Genomic DNA, 18,409 nt, shown 5'->3' with positions numbered 1-18,409 from the left:
ATGCCGGCGATGTTTGCTAGGCAGTCTTCTGCCGCACAGCCACAGGCCCGGCATTGCGCTCAATGGCCTGCTTCAACGCCGGCCGCATTCCCAGCAGAAACCCCAGCTCCGCCACCACAAACAACGGCCCGATGATCAAGCCGCTCAGATCATCGACAAAGGCCGGCTTACGCCCTTCATAGTGGTGCCCGACAAACTGGATCGCCCATCCAAGCACAAACAGCCCCAACCCCGCGCTCAACCAGACCAGGGTACTTTGCAGTGCCAGCACTTGTCCGGCCCAGAGGCACAGGCCCAGGAGCAGGGCCATGATCAGGCCAAATTGCGGATCCAGACGCAGGTAGAACCAACCCGTCAGCAGCGCCACCAGCAATGCCGGTGACAACCAGATACCTAGCACTTCGAGGCCTGGGCGTGACAGCAGTACAGTCACCGCCAGCACGATCATGGGAATGCCAACGAAGTGGGTGGCGATATTGCGTGGGTCGCGGTGGTAGGCCGCGTATTGACTGAGGTGCTCGACCAGGTCTTTCATTATTGTTCTCCTAGGGGCTACGGGCGCGAGCCTCTATCCTGTTCCTTCAGGATAGCCCGCTGGCGCTCGCTCGTCAGCACGAGCGAGCGCGGTGCCCCTTTGCGCAAAGGCTCAGAGAATATTGATTGGGTAGCTGATGATCAGACGGTTCTCGTCAAAGGCATTGGTGCTGAAGTCACGACGCATGGTCGAGTTGCGCCATTTGAGTGACAGGCTTTTCAGCGTGCCGGACTGAATCACATAGGCCAGCTCCGATTCGCGCGCCCACTCCTTGCCGTCGTTGACAGTTGCGGTCTGCACATCATCGCCACTGATATAGCGGTTCATCAAGGTCAGGCCGGGGAGACCGACACCGGCAAAGTTGAAGTCATGACGCAATTGCCAGGAGCGCTCTTTGGCATTGTCGAAGCTGGAGTTGTAGCTGTCGTTGGCCAAGGTGCCGCCACTGGTGCCATTGACCCGCATCCAGGCATCGTCACCGCTGACCTTCTGCAGGCCAATGTAAAAGGTATTGCTGCCGTACTTGGCCGAGAGCAGCGCCGAGGCCGTGCGGTTGTCCAACTCACCGGCCCGTTCGGCACCGTCTTCCTTGCCGAAGAAGTAACCGAGATTAGCGCCCAACGTCCAGTCACCCAAAGGCTGGCTATGCACCAGATTGATGAACTGCTGACTGTAGATGTCCTTGAGCTCTGCGTTCCACAGCCCGATCAGGGTGCGCTTGTCGTTGAAGCTGTATTCGCCACCGGCAAAGTTGAAGCGATCGGAGGTGAACGCAGCCCTGCCATTCATCGACATGTCTTCCATGCTCGCGTCGTTGCGCGGGCTGTTAGCGCGAAACTGGCCGGCGTACAGGGTGAGGCCATCGATTTCCTGGGAAGTGACTTGCCCACCGCGGAACGTCTGCGGCAGCGAGCGGCCGTCATCCGAGCGCAGGACCGGTAGCACTGGCATCCATTCACCAACCTTCAGCTCGGTATTGGACACCTTGGCCTTGAGCGCCACGCCCAGGCGGCCGAAATCGTCGGCAGGGCGCCCATCGTCATGCATTGGCAGCAGTTGGGTATTCGCTGTGCCCCTACCGCCATCGAGTTTGACTGAGTACAGACCAAGTACATCGACGCCGAAGCCAACGATGCCTTGGGTGAAACCGGAGCGGGCATCGAGAATGAAGCTTTGGGTCCACTCCTCAGCTTTGCCTTGGGCGTTGGCCGGGTCGACGAAGTTGCGGTTGATGTAGAAGTTGCGCAGGTTGAGGTTGACCTTGGCATCTTCGGCAAAGCCGCCTTCTGCGGCCAGAACCGGGAGGGTGCAAGTCATGGCCAATAGGCCGGGAAGCAGGTGTCGTGCGGGTGTGGTCATCTTGGGTGTCTCTTGTTTTTATTCAAGCCGAATCCATCCGCTGCGACAATTCGAGGTCACAGGCTGGGTTACGGTCTTTGGGAGGCAAAGCGGGAAAAGCTGCCAGAGATGGTGCGGTGGCAGGGGGTTTGAATCAATTCGTTACAGCAGGTATTGGTCGATAATCGAACACTAACTGACTAGTTAGTTTTGCCTCAATGAGTCCGGGTAACGTCGCGCAGCATAAAAAAGCCCACCGCAAGGGTGGGCTCCTGAACCACAAACCAGCCTCAGCCTTTCGGCGTTTCAGCCGCAGCTTGCTGCTGCGCCTGACCAGTCTGCTCGTACCAGCCTCCACCGAGGGCCTTGTACAGGTTGACCTCGCTGACCAGCTGCGACAGGCGATCACTGATCAACGACTGCTGGGTGTTGAACAGCTGACGCTGAGCGTCAAGGAAGGTCAGGTTGCTGTCGACACCAATACGGTAGCGACGCTCGGCCAGACGGTAGTAGTCCTGGTTGGCGGCGACCAGATCACGCTGGGCCTGCAGCTGATCGTTGAAGGTTTTACGCGCAGCGAGGCCATCGGAGACTTCCTGGAAGGCGGTCTGAATGGTTTTCTCGTATTTCGCGACGTTGATGTCCTTCTGGATCTTCGAGTAATCGAGGCTGGCACGCAGGGCACCGGCGTTGAAGATCGGCAGGTTGATCTGCGGCTGGAACAACCAGGTACCCGAACCACCGTTGAACAGTCCGCTCATGTCCGGGCTCAGTGTCCCGGCGTTGGCGGTCAGGCTGATGCTCGGGAAGAACGCTGCGCGCGCCGCGCCGATGTTGGCGTTGGCGGCCTTGAGCAGGTGTTCGGCTTCCTGGATATCCGGACGGCGTTGCAGCAGGTCGGACGGCAGGCCGGCCGGCACTTCAGCCAACAGGTCGCTGTCCAGGCTTTGCGCCGCTGGCAGGTTCGCAGGTACACCGGTGCCGAGCAGTACAGCCAGGCTGTTCAGGTCCTGGGCAACCAGACGCTGATACTGCGCCAGTTTGACCCGCGCACCTTCAACGGAGGTACGCGCCTGGCTCAGGTCCAGGGCCGAAGCGACACCCACCTCATTGCTGCGCAAGGTCAGCGCATAGCTTTGCTCGTAGGTTTTCAGCGTCTCTTCGGTCAGCTTGAGCAGAGCCTGATCGGCCTGCCAGGTGAAGTAGGCATTGGCAACGCTGGCCACCAGAGCGATCTGGGTCGAGCGTCGGGCCTCTTCACTGGACAGGTAGATTTCCAGTTGCTGCTCGGTGAGGCTGCGAACCCGACCGAACAGGTCGAGTTCATAGTTGCTCACGCCAAGCGTCGCCGAGTACGAACTGGTGATCCCCGACTCGCCGGTCTGCGACATGTTGTCTGGCATCCGTTGACGGCTGCCGCTGCCATTGGCGCTGACTGCCGGGAACAGGTCAGCCCGCTGAATACGGTACTGCGCCCGATAGGCATCGATGTTCAGTGCCGCGACCTTGAGGTCGCGGTTGTTGACCAGCGAAGTCTGGATCAGCTGTTGCAGCGCCGGGTCATGGAAAAACTGACGCCAGCCTTGCTCGGCAGCGGCCACATCCGCCGACTCGGTCGGCGAATAGGCAGGGCCTTGCGGCCACTGCGCGGCCACCGGTGATTCCGGGGTCTGGTAGTCAGGGATCAGCGAGCAGCCGCCAAGAATGAAAGCGGTTACCGCCAAGGACAACAGGGACTTACTCATTGCCCACCCTCTGTGCGTGGAGTTTCAGGTGTGGCGTCTTCTTCTTCAGTCTTCTTACCGGTGAACATAGACGACACGGTTACGAAGAACAGCGGTACCCAGAAGATCGCCAGTACGGTGGCCGTCAGCATGCCGCCGATTACCCCGGTACCGATCGCGTGCTGGCTGCCCGAGCCGGCACCGGTGGAGATAGCCAACGGTACCACGCCGAGAATGAACGCCAGCGAGGTCATGATGATCGGCCGCAGACGCATCCGGCAGGCTTCGATCGCTGCATCGGCCAGGCTGCGGCCTTGCTCATGCAGTTCCTTGGCAAATTCGACGATCAGGATCGCGTTCTTCGCCGCCAAACCAATGGTGGTCAACAGACCCACCTGGAAGTACACGTCGTTGGACAGACCGCGTAGGCTGGTGGCCAGCAGTGCACCGATGATACCCAGCGGCACCACGAGCATCACCGCGATCGGGATCGACCAGCTTTCGTACAAGGCAGCCAGACACAGGAATACCATCAGCAGCGACAGGGCGTACAACGCTGGCGCCTGGGAGCCCGACAGGCGTTCCTCGTACGAAAGGCCAGTCCAGGAATAACCGATCCCTTTAGGTAATAGCGCGGCGATGCGCTCGACCTCAAGCATCGCTTCACCGGTACTGTAGCCAGGGGCTGGCGCGCCGAGGATTTCCATCGCCTCAACACCGTTGTAACGCGCCAGCTTCGGCGCACCGTAGATCCATTCGCCAGTGGCGAAGGAGGAGAACGGTACCATCTCACCCGCGCCATTACGCACGTACCACTTCTGCAGGTCTTCTGGGCTCATGCGCGAGGCGGACTCACCCTGGATGTAGACCTTCTTGACCCGACCGCGGTCGATGAAGTCGTTGACGTAGCTGGCACCCAAGGCAATCGATAGGGTGTTGTTGATGTCCGCGATGGTCACACCCAAGGCACTGGCGCGTTCGTCATCGACGGTCAGCTGGTATTGCGGCTCATCGTTCAGGCCGTTCGGACGCACTGCCGAGAGGATCTTGCTCTCGGCGGCCATGCCGAGGAACTGGTTACGCGCTTCCATCAGCTTTTCGTGACCGACACCGGCACGGTCTTGCAGGAACACGTCGAAACCGGTGGCGTTACCCAGCTCCAGTACCGCTGGCGGGGCAAAGGCGAACACCATTGCGTCACGGAAACTGAAAAAGTGCTGCTGAGCGCGGGCTGCCAGGTTGAACACATTGTTCTCAGCGGAACGCTCTTCCCATGGCTTGAGCATGATGAAGGCCATACCCGAGCTCTGACCACGACCGGCGAAGTTGAAGCCGTTTACGGTGAACACCGAAGCAACGGTATCGGCTTCCTTATCAAGCAGGTAGCTACGCATCTCATCGATCACCACCTGAGTCCGCTCAGCACTGGAGCCGGCCGGGGTCTGCACCTGGGCGAACAGTACGCCCTGGTCTTCCTCAGGGAGGAAGGCGGTAGGGATGCGGGTGAATAGCCAGATCATGCCAACCATGATCAGCAGGTAGGCCAGCATGTACGGCGCTTTGTTGCGCAGGATGTTGCCTACGCCACGTTCGTAGCTCTGGACGCTGCGGTCGAAGTTACGGTTGAACCAGCCGAAGAAGCCGCGTTTGGCAACGTGATGTTCACCTTTGGCAATCGGCTTGAGCATGGTTGCGCACAGCGCCGGGGTGAAGATCAAGGCAACCAGTACCGACAGCGCCATGGCCGAAACGATGGTGATCGAGAACTGCTTGTAGATCACCCCGGTGGAACCACTGAAGAACGCCATTGGCAGCAATACCGCCGAGAGCACCATGGCGATACCAACCAGCGCTCCCTGGATCTGGCCCATGGATTTTTTGGTGGCTTCCTTCGGTGATAGCCCCTCTTCGGCCATTACCCGTTCGACGTTCTCCACCACAACGATGGCGTCGTCCACCAACAAACCGATGGCAAGCACCATGCCGAACATGGTCAGGGTGTTGATACTGAAGCCTGCGGCGGCAAGGATACCGAAGGTGCCGAGCAGCACGACCGGAACCGTCATCGTGGTGATGATGGTGGCGCGGAAGTTTTGCAGGAACAGGTACATCACCAGGAACACCAGCACGATCGCTTCGATCAGGGTGTGGATTACCCCGCTGATCGATTCGGTCACCACTGGCGTGGTGTCATACGGGAACACAACCTTCATGCCTTCCGGGAAGAACGGTTCCAGGTCAGCAACGGTTTTACGCAGGGCTTTGGCGGTGTCCAAGGCGTTGGCCCCGGTCGCCAGCTTGACCGCCAGGCCGGAAGCCGGCTTGCCGTTGAACTGAGCGCTGACCGCGTAGTTTTCACCGCCGAGTCCGACGGTGGCAACATCGCTCAGACGTACTTGCGAGCCATCACGGTTGACCTTGAGCAGGATCTTTTCGAACTGCTCGGCAGTCTGCAGGCGGGTCTTGCCGATGATGGTGGCGTTGAGCTGGGTACCTGGCAGGGCGGGCAGGCCGCCGAGTTGACCGGAGGACACCTGAACGTTCTGCGCCGCCACAGCGGTGCGCACGTCAACCGGGGTTAACTGGTACTTGTTCAGTTTGGCCGGATCCAGCCAGATCCGCATGGCGTACTGGGCACCGAAAACCTGGAAGTCACCGACACCGGCGGTCCGCGAAATCGGGTCTTGCATGTTGGAAACGATGTAGTTGGCCAAGTCGTCCTTGGTCATGCTGCCATCTTCCGAAACCAGGCCGATCACCAACAGGAAGTTCTTCACGGCTTTGGTAACGCGGATACCCTGCTGCTGTACTTCTTGCGGCAACAGCGGGGTGGCCAGGTTCAGCTTGTTCTGCACCTGGACCTGAGCGGTGTCGGAGTCGGTCCCCTGTTCGAAGGTCGCGGTGATGGTCATGGTGCCGTCGGAGTTACTTTCCGACGAGACATACCGCAGGTTGTCGATACCGTTGAGCTGCTGCTCGATCACCTGTACCACGGTGTCCTGCACGGTCTGCGCCGAGGCGCCCGGGTAGGTCACGGAGATTGCCACGGCCGGTGGCGCAATGCTCGGGTACTGGTTGATTGGCAACTTGAGGATCGACAAAGCGCCGACCAACATGATCACCAAGGCGATCACCCAAGCAAAGATCGGGCGATCGATAAAGAATCTCGACATGGTTTACTCCCCTTTGGCCCCTGCAGGTTTTGCATTGGCCTGGGTTGGCAGAGCAGGCTTGACGTTGGTAGCTTCGCTGACTTTGACCTCAACGCCCGGCCGTACGAACTGCAGGCCTTCGGTGATCACCCGGTCACCGGCGTTAAGGCCTTCTTCGATCAGCCACTCATTACCAACGGTACGGCTGGCCTTGAGCTGGCGCAGCTCGACCTTGTTCTCTTTGTTGACGATCAGGGCAGTGGGTTGGCCCTTCAGGTCACGGGTAACACCTTGCTGTGGGGCGAGGATCGCCTGGGCGTTGACCCCGGCTTTGAGGCGCGCGTGTACGAACATGCCCGGCAGCAGGTTGTGCTCGGGGTTGGGGAACACGGCGCGCAGGGTCACCGAACCGGTGGTCTGGTCTACCGAGACTTCGGAGAACTCCAGACGGCCTTCCTGACGGTAAGTGCTGCCATCTTCCAGGGTCAGGGTGACCTTGGCGGCGTTTTCACCAATCTTTTGCAACTGACCGCTTTCCAGCTCACGGCGCAGCTTGAGCAGCTCGGCCGAGGACTGGGTGACGTCGACGTAGATTGGGTCAAGCTGCTGAATGACCGCCATGGCGTCAGCCTGGCCGTTGTTGACCAGCGCGCCTTCGGTGACTGCAGAACGACCGATACGGCCACTCAACGGGGCCAGGACTTTGGTGTAACGCAGGTCGATCTGGGCGCTACGCAGGGACGCTTCAGCTTGCAAACGTTTGGCTTGTGCGTCGTCGTATTCCTGACGGCTGACCGCTTGTTCAGCTACCAGCTGCTTGTAGCGCTCGGACAGCGAACGGGTCGACTGTAGGTTGGCCTGGGCACTGGCCAGCGTCGCCTCGTACACCGACGGGTCAATCTGGTACAGCTGCTGACCTTCCTTGACCTCAGTACCTTCTTTGAACAGGCGCTTGAGAATGATGCCGTTAACTTGCGGACGAACTTCGGCGATGCGGTAGGCGGTAGTGCGCCCAGGCAGGTCGGACGTCAGGGTGTAGGCCTGGGTTTGCAGGGTAACAACGCCGACCTGAGGGGCTTGCGCTTCAGGCGCGGCCTCTTCCTTTTTACAGCCGCTGAGCAGGGTTGCCAGGGCGACGGCGGATACCAGAGCGGTAACAGCTGGCTTGAATTGCATGAAGATCCTCGGGTCGCAAGAGCTGAAGACGCTCAAGAATAAAGGGAAAGTGTGCGAATAGAAAAAATGTTGTCGAGTGGATAAATAGCTTGCTAAGGAATATACTTACATTCATGGTTGTTTGTAAATACCTTGGCGACGATGCCTTGGCTCGTCGCAAGCCTTGAATTTAACCCTCCGGTAACAGCCTGTCAGAGGCTGATCCGGCCTAGCTCCCAGGTGCCTAAAGACGTGCCTGGGTCGTGATGAGGTGGTACTGCCATGGTCCGTCGAACCAAAGAAGAAGCCCAGGAAACCCGCGCCCAGATTCTCGAAGCTGCGGAAAAGGCCTTCTATAAGCGCGGGATAGCGCGTACCACGCTGGCTGATATTGCCAAGCTGGCGGGGGTTACCCGCGGTGCGATCTATTGGCACTTCAACGACAAAGCCGCGTTGGTCGAAGCCATGCTCGACAGTTTGCACGAGCCGCTCGATGCCTTGGCCCGCGCCAGTGAAAGCGAAGAGGAGCTTGATCCGCTCGGCTGCATGCGCAAGCTGCTGGTCCAGTTGATGCACCAAGTGGTACTTGACCCGAAAACCCGACGAATCAATGAAATTCTGCATCACAAATGCGAGTTCACCGATGATATGTGTGAAATCCGCCAACAACGACAGACCTCGACAGTGGAGTGTCATGCCCATATCGCGTTATCGCTGGGCAATGCAGTCAAGCGCGGGCAGTTACCCGCAGATGTAGACCCTGAGCGTGCGGCGCTGGCGATCTATGCCTATATAGACGGCCTGATCCGTCGCTGGCTGTTGCTGCCGGAGAGCTTCGACCTATTGGGTGAAGCTGAGCTGTGGGTCGATACCGGGCTGGATATGCTGCGCTTGAGCCCGGCCTTGCGCAAATGACTATTTGTGAAGGTTTGTGATGAATTGTTTCCACGGCCTTCACTTCGATCCTACTACCGCCCGCGTAGTTGTCTGTCAGGCAACGCCAATGCCGCTGTCAGCCCGAGCAGAGACACCATAGCACTGCCGAGCAATAGATGACGAAATGTCCGTAGCAATTCCTCATGCATCTGCGCGCTCGGTTCGCCGGCCTGGAGGCTGCCTAGCAAGGCATCGCCCGTCATGCTCAGGCCTCCCTGCGGCAGCATCGCCAGTAACAGCGCCGACATGCAAGCAACCCCCATGGCACCCCCGAGCGAGCGAAACAAGTTACTGGTACTGGTGGCCACGCCGATATCTCGAGGGTCTACGGCGCTTTGGGTAGCGACTAGCGAGGTGGGAAACTGCAGACCCGAGGCAATACCGGTCAAGACCATGAACAGGCCACTGAGCCAGGCTGCCTGAGGCGCGGTGAAGGCCATGCCGACAATGGCACACGGCATCAGCAGGGCACCTCCCAGAATCTGTGGCTTGTAGCGACCGGTGAAACTGGTCAGGCGGCCACCGCAATAGGCCCCGATCGGCAAGCCAATGGCCAACGGCAACAGATGCAGGGCGGCGCTGTCGGCACCGGCACCGGTAATGCTCTGATAGCGCAGCGGCATCAACATGGTCAGGGAAATGGCCTGAAAACTGGTGAAGAACAGCGTGCACCAGCACAAAGTGGCAACCGGATTTGTGAACAGTTTTAGCGGCAGCAACGGCTCCGGCGCCCGGCGTTCGTGCAAGACAAACACCAGTAATCCGCCTAGCGCAGATAGCAGCAGGACGCTCACCTGCGAGGAGTGCCAAGGGTGACCCTGACCGATCAAGGTGATGCCCAGTAACAGGCTTGCCAGACCGAAAATCAACAACGCCGCGCCCATGTAGTCGACCTGCACCTGACGCTGTGGCACTGCCAGCGTACGTAACGCACGGCGGGTCACCCACCAGGCCACCAGCCCCAGCGGCAGGTTCAGCCAGAACACCCAGCGCCAGGACAGGTACTCGGTCAGGTATCCGCCGAGCACCGGTCCGGTGACGCTGGCCAAGGCGTACATGCTGCTGAAATAGCCTTGATAGCGGCCGCGCTCACGCGGTGGGACAAAGTCGCCGATGATTGCCTGGCTGACCGAGACCATGCCGCCAGCGCCGATGCCTTGCAGCACACGAGCCAGCACCAACTGTTCCATGTTCTGTGCCAAGGCGCAGAACAGTGAAGCCAAGGTGAACAGTGCGGTGCCGGTCAGAATCATTCGCCGCCTGCCGTACAGATCGCCGAGTTTGCCGTAGATCGGTACGGCCACGGTCATGGCCACCATGTAGCCGGAGATCACCCAGGCCAGCAGGCCAACATCATTGAATTGCGCAGAAATTGCCGGCATCGACACGGCGACGATAGTCTGGTCCAGTGCACCGAGAAAAATCGCCAGCATCAACGCGACAAGCACGCTGCGCAGGACCGGTTGCGGAGTGTTCAGTTGCGTCACGGGCCAGCTCGAAAGGCAGGGTTATTTCGCAGGCTGTGCTGCGAAAGCAGGTGCTGGTCAGTGTACTCGATAGCTTGCTAAGCGTCTGCTTTGATGCGTGCGCGATGAAGATTGCGCATTGCCTTACCTCAGGGCACTCAGGGTTGCAGTGTGGGGCACGCAATGGGCCAGGCTGCAACTGGCGGCGGAGTATGGCTGGTGACGGGCCTGTTCAACCCGGTAAGCCGCAGTGGCATACAACCCGACGACGGCGGCGATGGCACAGACGGCAGCGCATTTTCTGGATTTGAGGCCCATGATGCTCACCTCTTTCAACCTGCACAGGTGCTATTTAAAGCATAGGCCAGCTTTGCCGAAGTTGTCGGGCTAGAGCAGGTCGCGGTCCCATTCCGGCTCAGCGGGGAAGCGCTCGGCGAGAAAGTCGAGCATGCTGCGCAAAGTCGCAGGCATGTGCTTGCGTGAGGTGTAGACGGCGTTGAGGTTGAGCTCCTGGGGTTTAGCCTGGGGCAACAGGCGTACCAGCTCGCCACTGCGCAGTGCCGCTGCGGTCTGGTAGGTAGGCAGCATGGCGATACCGGCACCGGCCAGCGCCGCCCGCTGTAAGGCCATCGCTTCGTTGGCGCTGATAGAGCCTTGCACCGGCACCGAGAGCGTTTCGCCGTCCACCTCGAAGTGCCAGAGGCTCCTGCCGAAGTAGGAGTGGGTCAGGCAGTTGTGCTGCGCCAGTTCCTCGACGTGCAACGGCGCCGGGTGTTCGCGCAGGTAGGCCGGGGAGGCGCAGATCACTGAGCGGCACACGCTCAAGTGACGGGCGATCAGGTTAGGGTCCAGGTCGTTGCTGGTACGGATCGCCAGGTCGATGCGTTCATCCACCAAATTCACCGTGCGATCGAGCATCTGCAAATCGATCTTCACCCCAGGGTAGCGTTTGACGTAAGCGGCGATGGCATCCATCAACTGGGCCTGGCCGAATGAGGTGCTGACACTGATACGCAGCTCACCCCGCGGCGTTTCGTCCCCTGCGCTGACGGCTGCTTGCAGGTCGCCGGCAAGCTCGAGCATCTGTCGGCAACGCGGTAGGGTTTCCTGGCCGGCCGCTGTCAGGCTCAGACGGCGAGTAGTGCGTTGCATCAGGCGTGCGCCGACCCAGTCCTCCAGCTCCGCCAGGTAGCGGGAGACCATCGGGCGCGACAGGTCAAGGTGATCAGCTGCAGCGGACTGGCTGCCAAGGTCCACCACACTAACGAAGACCCGCATTGCTTTCAGACGATCCATGATTTGCCCGATTTCAGAAACAAACTATGTCCCAGCATCGCATTTTTTGCCTTGGTTCGTGCAACTAAGCTGTTGCACATTGCCTCTCTCACAGGAATTGCCTTGATGCGTCGTTCATTGTCCCTGCGCGGTTTTTTTCTGGCGTTCGCCACCCTTGGGGCCTTGGCCCAGGTTCAGGCCGCCGAGCAGCCGCTGCAACTGGATGTCTATAACCCCGGCAGTGCGGCCTTGTTCCCGGTCAGCTCGGTAATCGTCAGCGGCCAGCACGATGCCATCCTGGTGGATGCCCAATTCGGCAAAGCCCAGGCCGAGCAGGTGCTGAACAAACTTCGCGCCAGTGGCAAGCGGTTGACCACTATCTATATCAGTCATGGTGACCCGGATTACTACTTCGGCCTGCAGACCCTGACCGATGCCTATCCCCAGGCCAAAGTCGTTGCGTCTGCGGCAACGGTTGCCCATATCAAACAGACCATGGCTGCCAAACTGGCCTATTGGGGGCCGCAGATGGGGGCGGACAAGCCTGCGCAACTGGTCGTCCCGCAGGTGCTCTCAGGCAATCAGTTGAAGCTGGAAGGGCAAAGCCTTGAAGTGCTTGGCCTGGACGGTCCGCAACCGGATCGCAGTTTTGTCTGGATTCCGTCAATCAAAGCGGTGGTCGGCGGCGTGGTGGTGGCCAATAACCTGCACGTATGGATGGCCGACACCCAGACGGCGCAATCGCACCAGGATTGGCTGGCGACCCTCAACCGCATTGAACAGCTCAAGCCACAGGTGGTGGTGCCAGGGCACTACCTGGGCCAGCCCGGCGAGTCACTTGAAGCCGTGCGCTTCAGCGCAGACTACATCCGTGCCTTCGACGAGGAAACCGCCAAGGCTGACAACGCCGCCGAACTGATCGCAGCGATGAAAAAGCGTTACCCGAACCTCGGCGAAGAGAGCTCGCTGGCGCTCAGTGCCAAGGTCGCCAAGGGCGAAATGAAGTGGTAAGTGTTGTTCAATCCTGACAGGAGCATTGCTATGAGCAAGATCGCAATCATCGGGGCAACCGGCCGTGCCGGTAGCCAGTTGCTGGAAGAGGCCCTGCGCCGTGGCCACCGCGTCACCGCCATCGCACGCAATCCGGCCACGCTGCAGGGGCGTGACGGCGTGACTACCGTAGCCTTGGATGTCAACGATGGCGCTGCATTGGAACTGGCGTTGAGCGGACATGATGTGGTGCTTAGTGCTGCACACTTCTCCGGCATCAAGCCACAGGCCATTATCGAGCCGGCGAAGAAAGCCGGGGTCAAGCGACTGCTGGTGGTCGGAGGGGCGGGCAGCCTGCAACTGCCTTCGGGGCACAAAGTGATCGATAGCCCGGACTTTCCCGAAGCGTATAAAGCCGAGGCCACTGCCGGTGGGCATTACCTCGATACCTTGCGTCAGGAGAAGGAACTGGACTGGACCTTCCTGTCACCGTCGGCCGAGTTCGTTGAAGGCGCGCGTACCGGCCGTTATCACCTCGGTAAGGATCACTTGCTGATCGGTGACGATGGCAAGAGCTGGATCAGCTTTGCCGACTACGCAATTGCTATGCTCGACGAAGTGGAAAAGCCTGCCCATTCGCGTCAGCGTTTTACGGTCGGTTACTGAGCCCTGGCACCTGTGGCCTGATCGCACAGCCAGTCGAGCAACTCGGTCAGGGCTGTTGACGATGCTCCCTGCGGGCGGACTAGGTAGTAGGCCTGACCGGTGCTGACCTTGAGCGGGAAGGGTGCTACCAGGCGCCCGCAACTGAGGTCATCTCCGATCAGCGACCAGTCGCCTATCGCCACTCCGGTACCCTGAGAGGCCATGGACATGGCCATGTCCAAGGTCTCGAAATGTTGGGCCTTGCCGTGCCGGGGCAGGGCCGCGCCGGCCGCATTCAGCCAGACGTTCCAGTCGTGCTGGTCGCGGGTCGGGTGCAGCAGCATGTGTTGCTCAAGGTCCGCTAACAGCCGCAAAGGCACAGGGCCTGCCAGTAGCTGCGGGGCACACACCGGAGTCAGTTGCTCATCGAACAACTTTAGCGTGTGCAATCCATTTTGGGGCGCGGCGCCATAGACCACTGCTGCATCGAATACTTCCCGACGAAAGTCCACGCCGTGCTGCACCGTAGTTGTCAGTTCCACTGGCACTTCCGGGCGCAGCGCCTGCCACTCCATCAGCCGTGGCAACAGCCAGCGCATCACGCAGGTCGGCGCCTTGAGTTGCAAGATGGCACTGCGTGCACCGACGTGCTGCACGCCTTCCTCGATCAACGCGAACACCTGCTGCACCCGTGGCAACCAGTCCTGGCCTTCGCGGGTCAGGCTCAGGCCACGGGCCTGGCGCAGGAACAACGCATAACCCAGGTGCTCTTCAAGCCCGGCAATCTGACGACTGACTGCGCCTTGGGTGATGTGCAGCAATTGCGCGGCGCGAGTGAAGTTGCAGCATTGGGCCGTGACCAGAAAGGTATGCAGGGCGGGCAACGGCGGCAGGCGTTTCATCGGGTATAAGCCATGATCTGAGGACATGGCTAGTATGAGCTTTTTTGCATTGTGCCGGTAGCGAGGCAGCGGTCCAATAACGCCTGGTTTCAGCACAATAACAGGCAGGCGAACATGGCAACTTGTGGCGAAGTACTGGTCAAACTCCTTGAAGGCTATGGTGTTGACCATGTCTTCGGCATTCCTGGCGTACATACCGTCGAGCTCTACCGCGGGCTGGCACGTTCTTCTATCCGCCACATTACCCCACGCCACGAGCAAGGTGCCGGCTTCATGGCTGACGGCTATGCGCGTACCCGTGGCAAACCGGGCGTCTGCTTTATCATCACCGGCCCAGGCATGACCAACATCACTACCGCCATGGGCCAGGCTTACGCTGACTCGATTCCGATGCTGGTGATCTCCAGCGTCCAGTCGCGCAATCAATTGGGGGGCGGGCGCGGCAAACTGCACGAGCTGCCGGCCCAGGGTGGCCTGGTTGCCGGCGTCGCGGCGTTCTCTCACACATTAATGAGCGCTGATGACCTGCCAGTGGTGTTGGCTCGCGCCTTCGCCGTGTTCGAGGGGGCCCGCCCACGTCCCGTGCACATCGAGATTCCCCTGGATGTACTGGTCGAGGACGCTGACCATCTGCTGGCCAGCACCCCGGTACGAATTGCCCGTGCTGGCGCCGCACCGGCGCCAGTGGCGCAGATGGCGGCCCTGTTGGCCAGCGCCCGGCGTCCGTTGATTCTCGCCGGTGGTGGTTCGATTGCTGCCAGTGCGGCGCTGACCCGCCTGGCGGAATACCTGCAGGCACCCGTGGCACTGACCATCAACGCCAAGGGGGTATTGCCCGCCAACCATCCACTGCAGATCGGTTCCACCCAGTCGCTGGTGGCAACCCGTGAGCTGGTGGCCGAAGCGGATGTGGTCTTGGCGATTGGTACCGAACTTGCCGAAACCGACTATGACGTGACCTTCAAAGGTGGCTTCGAGATCCCAGGTCGCTTGCTGCGCATCGACATCGATCCAGACCAGACCGTACGTAACTATCCGCCGGAAATTGCCTTGGTAGCAGACGCCACAGTGGCCACCGATGCCCTGTTGGTCGCGTTGGCTGATCAACTGGCACCGGTACGCAGTACCGAGTGGGGCGCCAGCCGCGCAGCTTGCTTGCGCGAGCGGTTGCTGGCCGACTGGGACCTGCCGATGCACAGCCAGACGCGCATGCTCAAAACCTTGCTCGAGACCCTGCCGAACGCGGTGCTGGTGGGCGACTCGACCCAACCGGTCTACACCGGCAACCTGACCCTGGACATGGACCAGCCACGGCGCTGGTTCAATGCCTCCACCGGCTACGGCACGCTCGGTTACGCCTTGCCGGCGGCGATGGGCGCCTGGTTGGGCAGTGCTCAAGCAATCGAAGCGCGCCCGCCGGTCATCTGCCTGATCGGTGACGGCGGCCTGCAGTTCACCTTGCCGGAGCTGGCCAGTGCCACCGAGGCGCAGGTACCGCTGATCGTGCTGTTGTGGAACAACCAGGGCTACGAGGAAATCAAGAAATACATGGTCAACCGCGCCATCGAGCCGGTGGGTGTGGACATTTACACCCCGGACTTTATCGGCGTGGCCAAGGCCTTGGGCTGTGCAGCCCAAGCCGTAGGCGATGTGGAGCAGCTACGTGAAGCGCTACGTCAAGCCTGCGACCGCAGGGGGCCGAGCCTGATTGAAATCGACCAGAACCAATGGCAGCAGGCGGTACCCGCATGATGAAGCTTGCCGGTGTTTATATCGAAGGTGTCTGGCAGCACGGCCCGTGCCCGCTTAGCGTGATAAACCCAAGCAACGAACAACAGTTGGCTGAAGTGGCCGGCGGCGACGGCGCAGCGGTGGCGCGTGCGACCCTGGCCGCGCGCAAGGCGTTCAGCGGCTGGTCGAGCAGTACCGGTAGTGAGCGGGCGAAGGTGCTGCGCACGATTGCCGAGGGGGTCGAGGCACGTCGCGAGCGTCTGGTCACTTTGCAGGCCAGCAACAACGGCAAGCCGTTGGCCGAAGCGCAGCTGGATGTGGACGATGTCATTGCCACCTTCTGCTATTACGCCGACCTTGCCGACGGTTTCGACGCCGGACAGGACTGTGCGGTGGCGTTGCCCACTGACGATTTTGTAGCACGGTTACGGCGCGAGCCATGCGGTGTAGTCGGGTTGATTGTGCCGTGGAACTTCCCCATGGTCACCACCGCATGGAAACTCGCGCCGGCCTTGGCTGCCGGTTGCTGCGTAGTGTTGAAACCGTCTGAAGTCACGCCACTGGCAGAGCTGGAACTGGTCGCGGTGATTGCTGAGGCCGGTTTGCCGGACGGAGTGTTCAACCTGGTCTGCGGCACCGGGATTGCGGTAGGTGCGGCGCTGGCGGCAGATCCACGAATCGCCAAGATTTCCTTCACCGGGAGCAATACGGTTGGCGTGCAGGTCATGCAGCGTGCCGCCGAGACGATCAAGGGCGTGAGCCTGGAATTGGGCGGCAAATCCTCTTTGTTGGTGCTGGAGGAAGCGGACCTCGAATTGGCGGTGGAACTGGCCTGCCTGGGCGGCTTTTTCAATGCCGGGCAAATGTGCTCGGCCACCAGTCGGGTGTTGGTGGCGGAGGCCTTGTATGCGGACTTTATCGTCCGGCTCAAGACCCAGGCCGAGTCGATTCGACTGGGTGATCCGCTTGCCGGCGAAAGTGACATGGGCCCACTGGTGAACCACGCGCAGTATCAGCGTGTGCACAAACACATTGCTGCCGGGCTGGACGCTGGCGCGCAATTGCTTTGCGGTGGTTCACGCCCGGCTGAACTGCCGTGCGGGTACTTCATCAGCCCTACGGTGTTTACCGAGGTGCCGTTGGACAGTGCGCTGTGGCGTGAGGAAATCTTTGGTCCTGTGTTGTGTGTACGCTCGGTGGCCAGCGAGGCCGAGGCGGTGGCCCTGGCCAATGACAGTGAGTTTGGCTTGGTTGCCAGCGTCATAAGCCGGGATTTGGGCGCAGCGCAGCGGGTGGCCAACGCACTTGAGGCAGGCTTGGTGTGGGTCAACGCACCCCAGGTGATTTTTCCGCAGACGGCCTGGGGTGGCTATAAGCAGAGCAGTATTGGCCGCGAACTTGGGCCTTGGGGGTTGAGTGCCTTTCAGGAAATCAAGCATGTGGTGACAGCGCGGTAGTGTATTCGGGGCTGCTTTGCAGCCCATCGCCGGCAAGTCCGGCTCCCACAGGAGGGCGTCTTTGTCGGTGCCGGTCTACAGTGCACTGCGCAACCGCGCTAGATCCCGCGCGGGCGGCGCGCCATACAGTCGACTGTACTCACGGCTGAATTGCGATGGGCTCTCATAGCCCACCCGATACCCGGCCACTGCAGCTTCGAGCCCATCATTGAGCATCAGCCGTCGCGCTTCCTGCAGACGCAACTGCTTCTGGTACTGCAACGGGCTCATCGAAGTCACCGCCTTGAAGCGGTGATGCAGGGTCGAGCTGCTGAGGTTCACTTCACGGGCCAGGTCATCGATACGCAGCGGGCGATGGAAGTGCTGGTTGAGCCATTCAATCGCCTGGCAAACCCGATGGGTCTGGCTGCTGGACATGGCAATTTCGTAGAACCGATAGCCTTGCGGCCCCCGCAGCAAGCGGTAGAGTATTTCCCGACGAATCAACGGCGCTAACACCGCGATGTCTTTCGGTGTGTCGAGCAGGCGGATCAAACGCAGCAAGGCATCGAGCAACAGCGGATCTGTGCGCTCGACATACAGCCCGCGACCCGAAGGCTGCGCCGGAACGCCCATCGGCCCGGCTTCGGCAATCAAGCTATTGATCTGCGCCGGGTCAATGTTCATTCGCACCCCTAGGCTCGGGTTCTCCGGGCTTGCCTCAAGCAACACGCCACTGATCGGCAAGGCCACCGAGAGCACCATGTAGTGCAACGGGTCATAGATGTAACGTTCATCCCCCAGACAGATTTCCTTGCTGCCGTGGGCGAGGATGCACAAGGCCGGTTGAGCCAGCGCTGGCATTGAGCGCACGCTTTCCTGGTAACTGACCACGAACAGGTCTTCGATAGCCGACTCGACATTGCTGCTGTGTGGCGCATGACGACGCACTAGGTCGGCCAGCTCCAGGCGCTGCTGCTCCAGGGCGGGATCGAGAATCTGCCGATCGCAGGTGGGGATAGACATCGCGGTACTTCCAGACAAGGACCTGTGCAGCATAGGTTTGTGCAAGCAGTGGCGCTAGCAGAATACTGTCGCCCGCTTGCCTGATCCAGCAACCCCCC

General features: G+C 60.4%; 14 protein-coding genes. 5 read left to right on the top strand and 9 right to left on the bottom strand.

From position 1 onward, the window contains the following. Nucleotides 1–16: 16 nt before the first annotated feature. The 5 genes from ACQRAX_RS12190 to ACQRAX_RS12170 form a co-directional block, all read right to left on the bottom strand. The gene (locus ACQRAX_RS12190; protein ID WP_412039730.1) at nt 17–535 is read right to left on the bottom strand and encodes a DUF962 domain-containing protein; all 519 of its coding nucleotides are present in this window, start codon (nt 533–535) and stop codon (nt 17–19) included. A gap of 111 nt (nt 536–646) precedes the next feature. After that, nucleotides 647–1,894: an OprD family porin gene (locus ACQRAX_RS12185; protein ID WP_412039729.1), complete on the bottom strand. Its 1,248-nt coding sequence runs from the start codon at nt 1,892–1,894 to the stop codon at nt 647–649. Nucleotides 1,895–2,163: 269 nt separating this feature from the next. After that, the gene (locus ACQRAX_RS12180; RefSeq protein ID WP_412039728.1) at nt 2,164–3,618 is read right to left on the bottom strand and encodes an AdeC/AdeK/OprM family multidrug efflux complex outer membrane factor; all 1,455 of its coding nucleotides are present in this window, start codon (nt 3,616–3,618) and stop codon (nt 2,164–2,166) included. Next, nucleotides 3,615–6,770, bottom strand: a complete 3,156-nt coding sequence (locus ACQRAX_RS12175; protein WP_412039727.1) for an efflux RND transporter permease subunit — start codon at nt 6,768–6,770, stop codon at nt 3,615–3,617. Before ACQRAX_RS12175 ends, ACQRAX_RS12180 begins: the two co-directional genes overlap by 4 nt. Before the next feature lie 3 nt (nt 6,771–6,773). Further along, the gene (locus tag ACQRAX_RS12170) at nt 6,774–7,925 is read right to left on the bottom strand and encodes an efflux RND transporter periplasmic adaptor subunit (protein ID WP_412039726.1); all 1,152 of its coding nucleotides are present in this window, start codon (nt 7,923–7,925) and stop codon (nt 6,774–6,776) included. A gap of 261 nt (nt 7,926–8,186) precedes the next feature. Here ACQRAX_RS12170 and ACQRAX_RS12165 point away from each other — a divergent pair, with 261 nt between their 5' ends. Then, nucleotides 8,187–8,819: a TetR family transcriptional regulator gene (locus tag ACQRAX_RS12165; RefSeq protein ID WP_412039725.1), complete on the top strand. Its 633-nt coding sequence runs from the start codon at nt 8,187–8,189 to the stop codon at nt 8,817–8,819. A 53-nt stretch (nt 8,820–8,872) separates the two neighbouring features. On the opposite strand, the gene ACQRAX_RS12160 is transcribed toward ACQRAX_RS12165, so the two are convergent. Together ACQRAX_RS12160 and ACQRAX_RS12155 are read right to left on the bottom strand one after the other, a co-directional pair. Next, complete coding sequence (locus ACQRAX_RS12160) at nt 8,873–10,327, bottom strand: MDR family MFS transporter (RefSeq protein WP_412039724.1); 1,455 nt, start codon at nt 10,325–10,327, stop codon at nt 8,873–8,875. A gap of 366 nt (nt 10,328–10,693) precedes the next feature. Then, a complete protein-coding gene (locus tag ACQRAX_RS12155) occupies nt 10,694–11,602 on the bottom strand; it encodes a LysR family transcriptional regulator (RefSeq protein ID WP_412039723.1) in 909 nt (302 codons plus the stop codon). Between the two features lie 105 nt (nt 11,603–11,707). Here ACQRAX_RS12155 and ACQRAX_RS12150 point away from each other — a divergent pair, with 105 nt between their 5' ends. Both ACQRAX_RS12150 and ACQRAX_RS12145 read left to right on the top strand, forming a co-directional pair. Further along, nucleotides 11,708–12,592, top strand: a complete 885-nt coding sequence (locus ACQRAX_RS12150) for an MBL fold metallo-hydrolase (protein ID WP_412039722.1) — start codon at nt 11,708–11,710, stop codon at nt 12,590–12,592. Between the two features lie 30 nt (nt 12,593–12,622). Further along, on the top strand, nt 12,623–13,237 hold the full coding sequence (locus ACQRAX_RS12145) for an NAD(P)-dependent oxidoreductase (protein WP_045185544.1): 615 nt from the start codon (nt 12,623–12,625) through the stop codon (nt 13,235–13,237). Here ACQRAX_RS12145 and ACQRAX_RS12140 read toward each other — a convergent pair. Continuing rightward, nucleotides 13,231–14,118: a LysR substrate-binding domain-containing protein gene (locus tag ACQRAX_RS12140; RefSeq protein ID WP_412039721.1), complete on the bottom strand. Its 888-nt coding sequence runs from the start codon at nt 14,116–14,118 to the stop codon at nt 13,231–13,233. The genes ACQRAX_RS12145 and ACQRAX_RS12140 overlap by 7 nt on opposite strands. A 114-nt stretch (nt 14,119–14,232) precedes the next feature. Here ACQRAX_RS12140 and ACQRAX_RS12135 point away from each other — a divergent pair, with 114 nt between their 5' ends. Together ACQRAX_RS12135 and ACQRAX_RS12130 are read left to right on the top strand one after the other, a co-directional pair. Continuing rightward, the gene (locus ACQRAX_RS12135) at nt 14,233–15,870 is read left to right on the top strand and encodes a 5-guanidino-2-oxopentanoate decarboxylase (RefSeq protein ID WP_412039720.1); all 1,638 of its coding nucleotides are present in this window, start codon (nt 14,233–14,235) and stop codon (nt 15,868–15,870) included. After that, nucleotides 15,867–17,306: an aldehyde dehydrogenase family protein gene (locus ACQRAX_RS12130; RefSeq protein WP_412039719.1), complete on the top strand. Its 1,440-nt coding sequence runs from the start codon at nt 15,867–15,869 to the stop codon at nt 17,304–17,306. Before ACQRAX_RS12135 ends, ACQRAX_RS12130 begins: the two co-directional genes overlap by 4 nt. Nucleotides 17,307–17,381: 75 nt before the next feature. Here ACQRAX_RS12130 and ACQRAX_RS12125 read toward each other — a convergent pair whose 3' ends face one another. Continuing rightward, complete coding sequence (locus ACQRAX_RS12125) at nt 17,382–18,311, bottom strand: AraC family transcriptional regulator (protein ID WP_412039718.1); 930 nt, start codon at nt 18,309–18,311, stop codon at nt 17,382–17,384. Nucleotides 18,312–18,409 lie beyond the last annotated feature (98 nt).

This window comes from Pseudomonas sp. UM16, assembly GCF_050312595.1.
GTDB lineage: Bacteria > Pseudomonadota > Gammaproteobacteria > Pseudomonadales > Pseudomonadaceae > Aquipseudomonas.
Note: the sequence above shows the minus strand (reverse complement) of the source record. Positions and strands in the feature narration are given on the sequence as shown.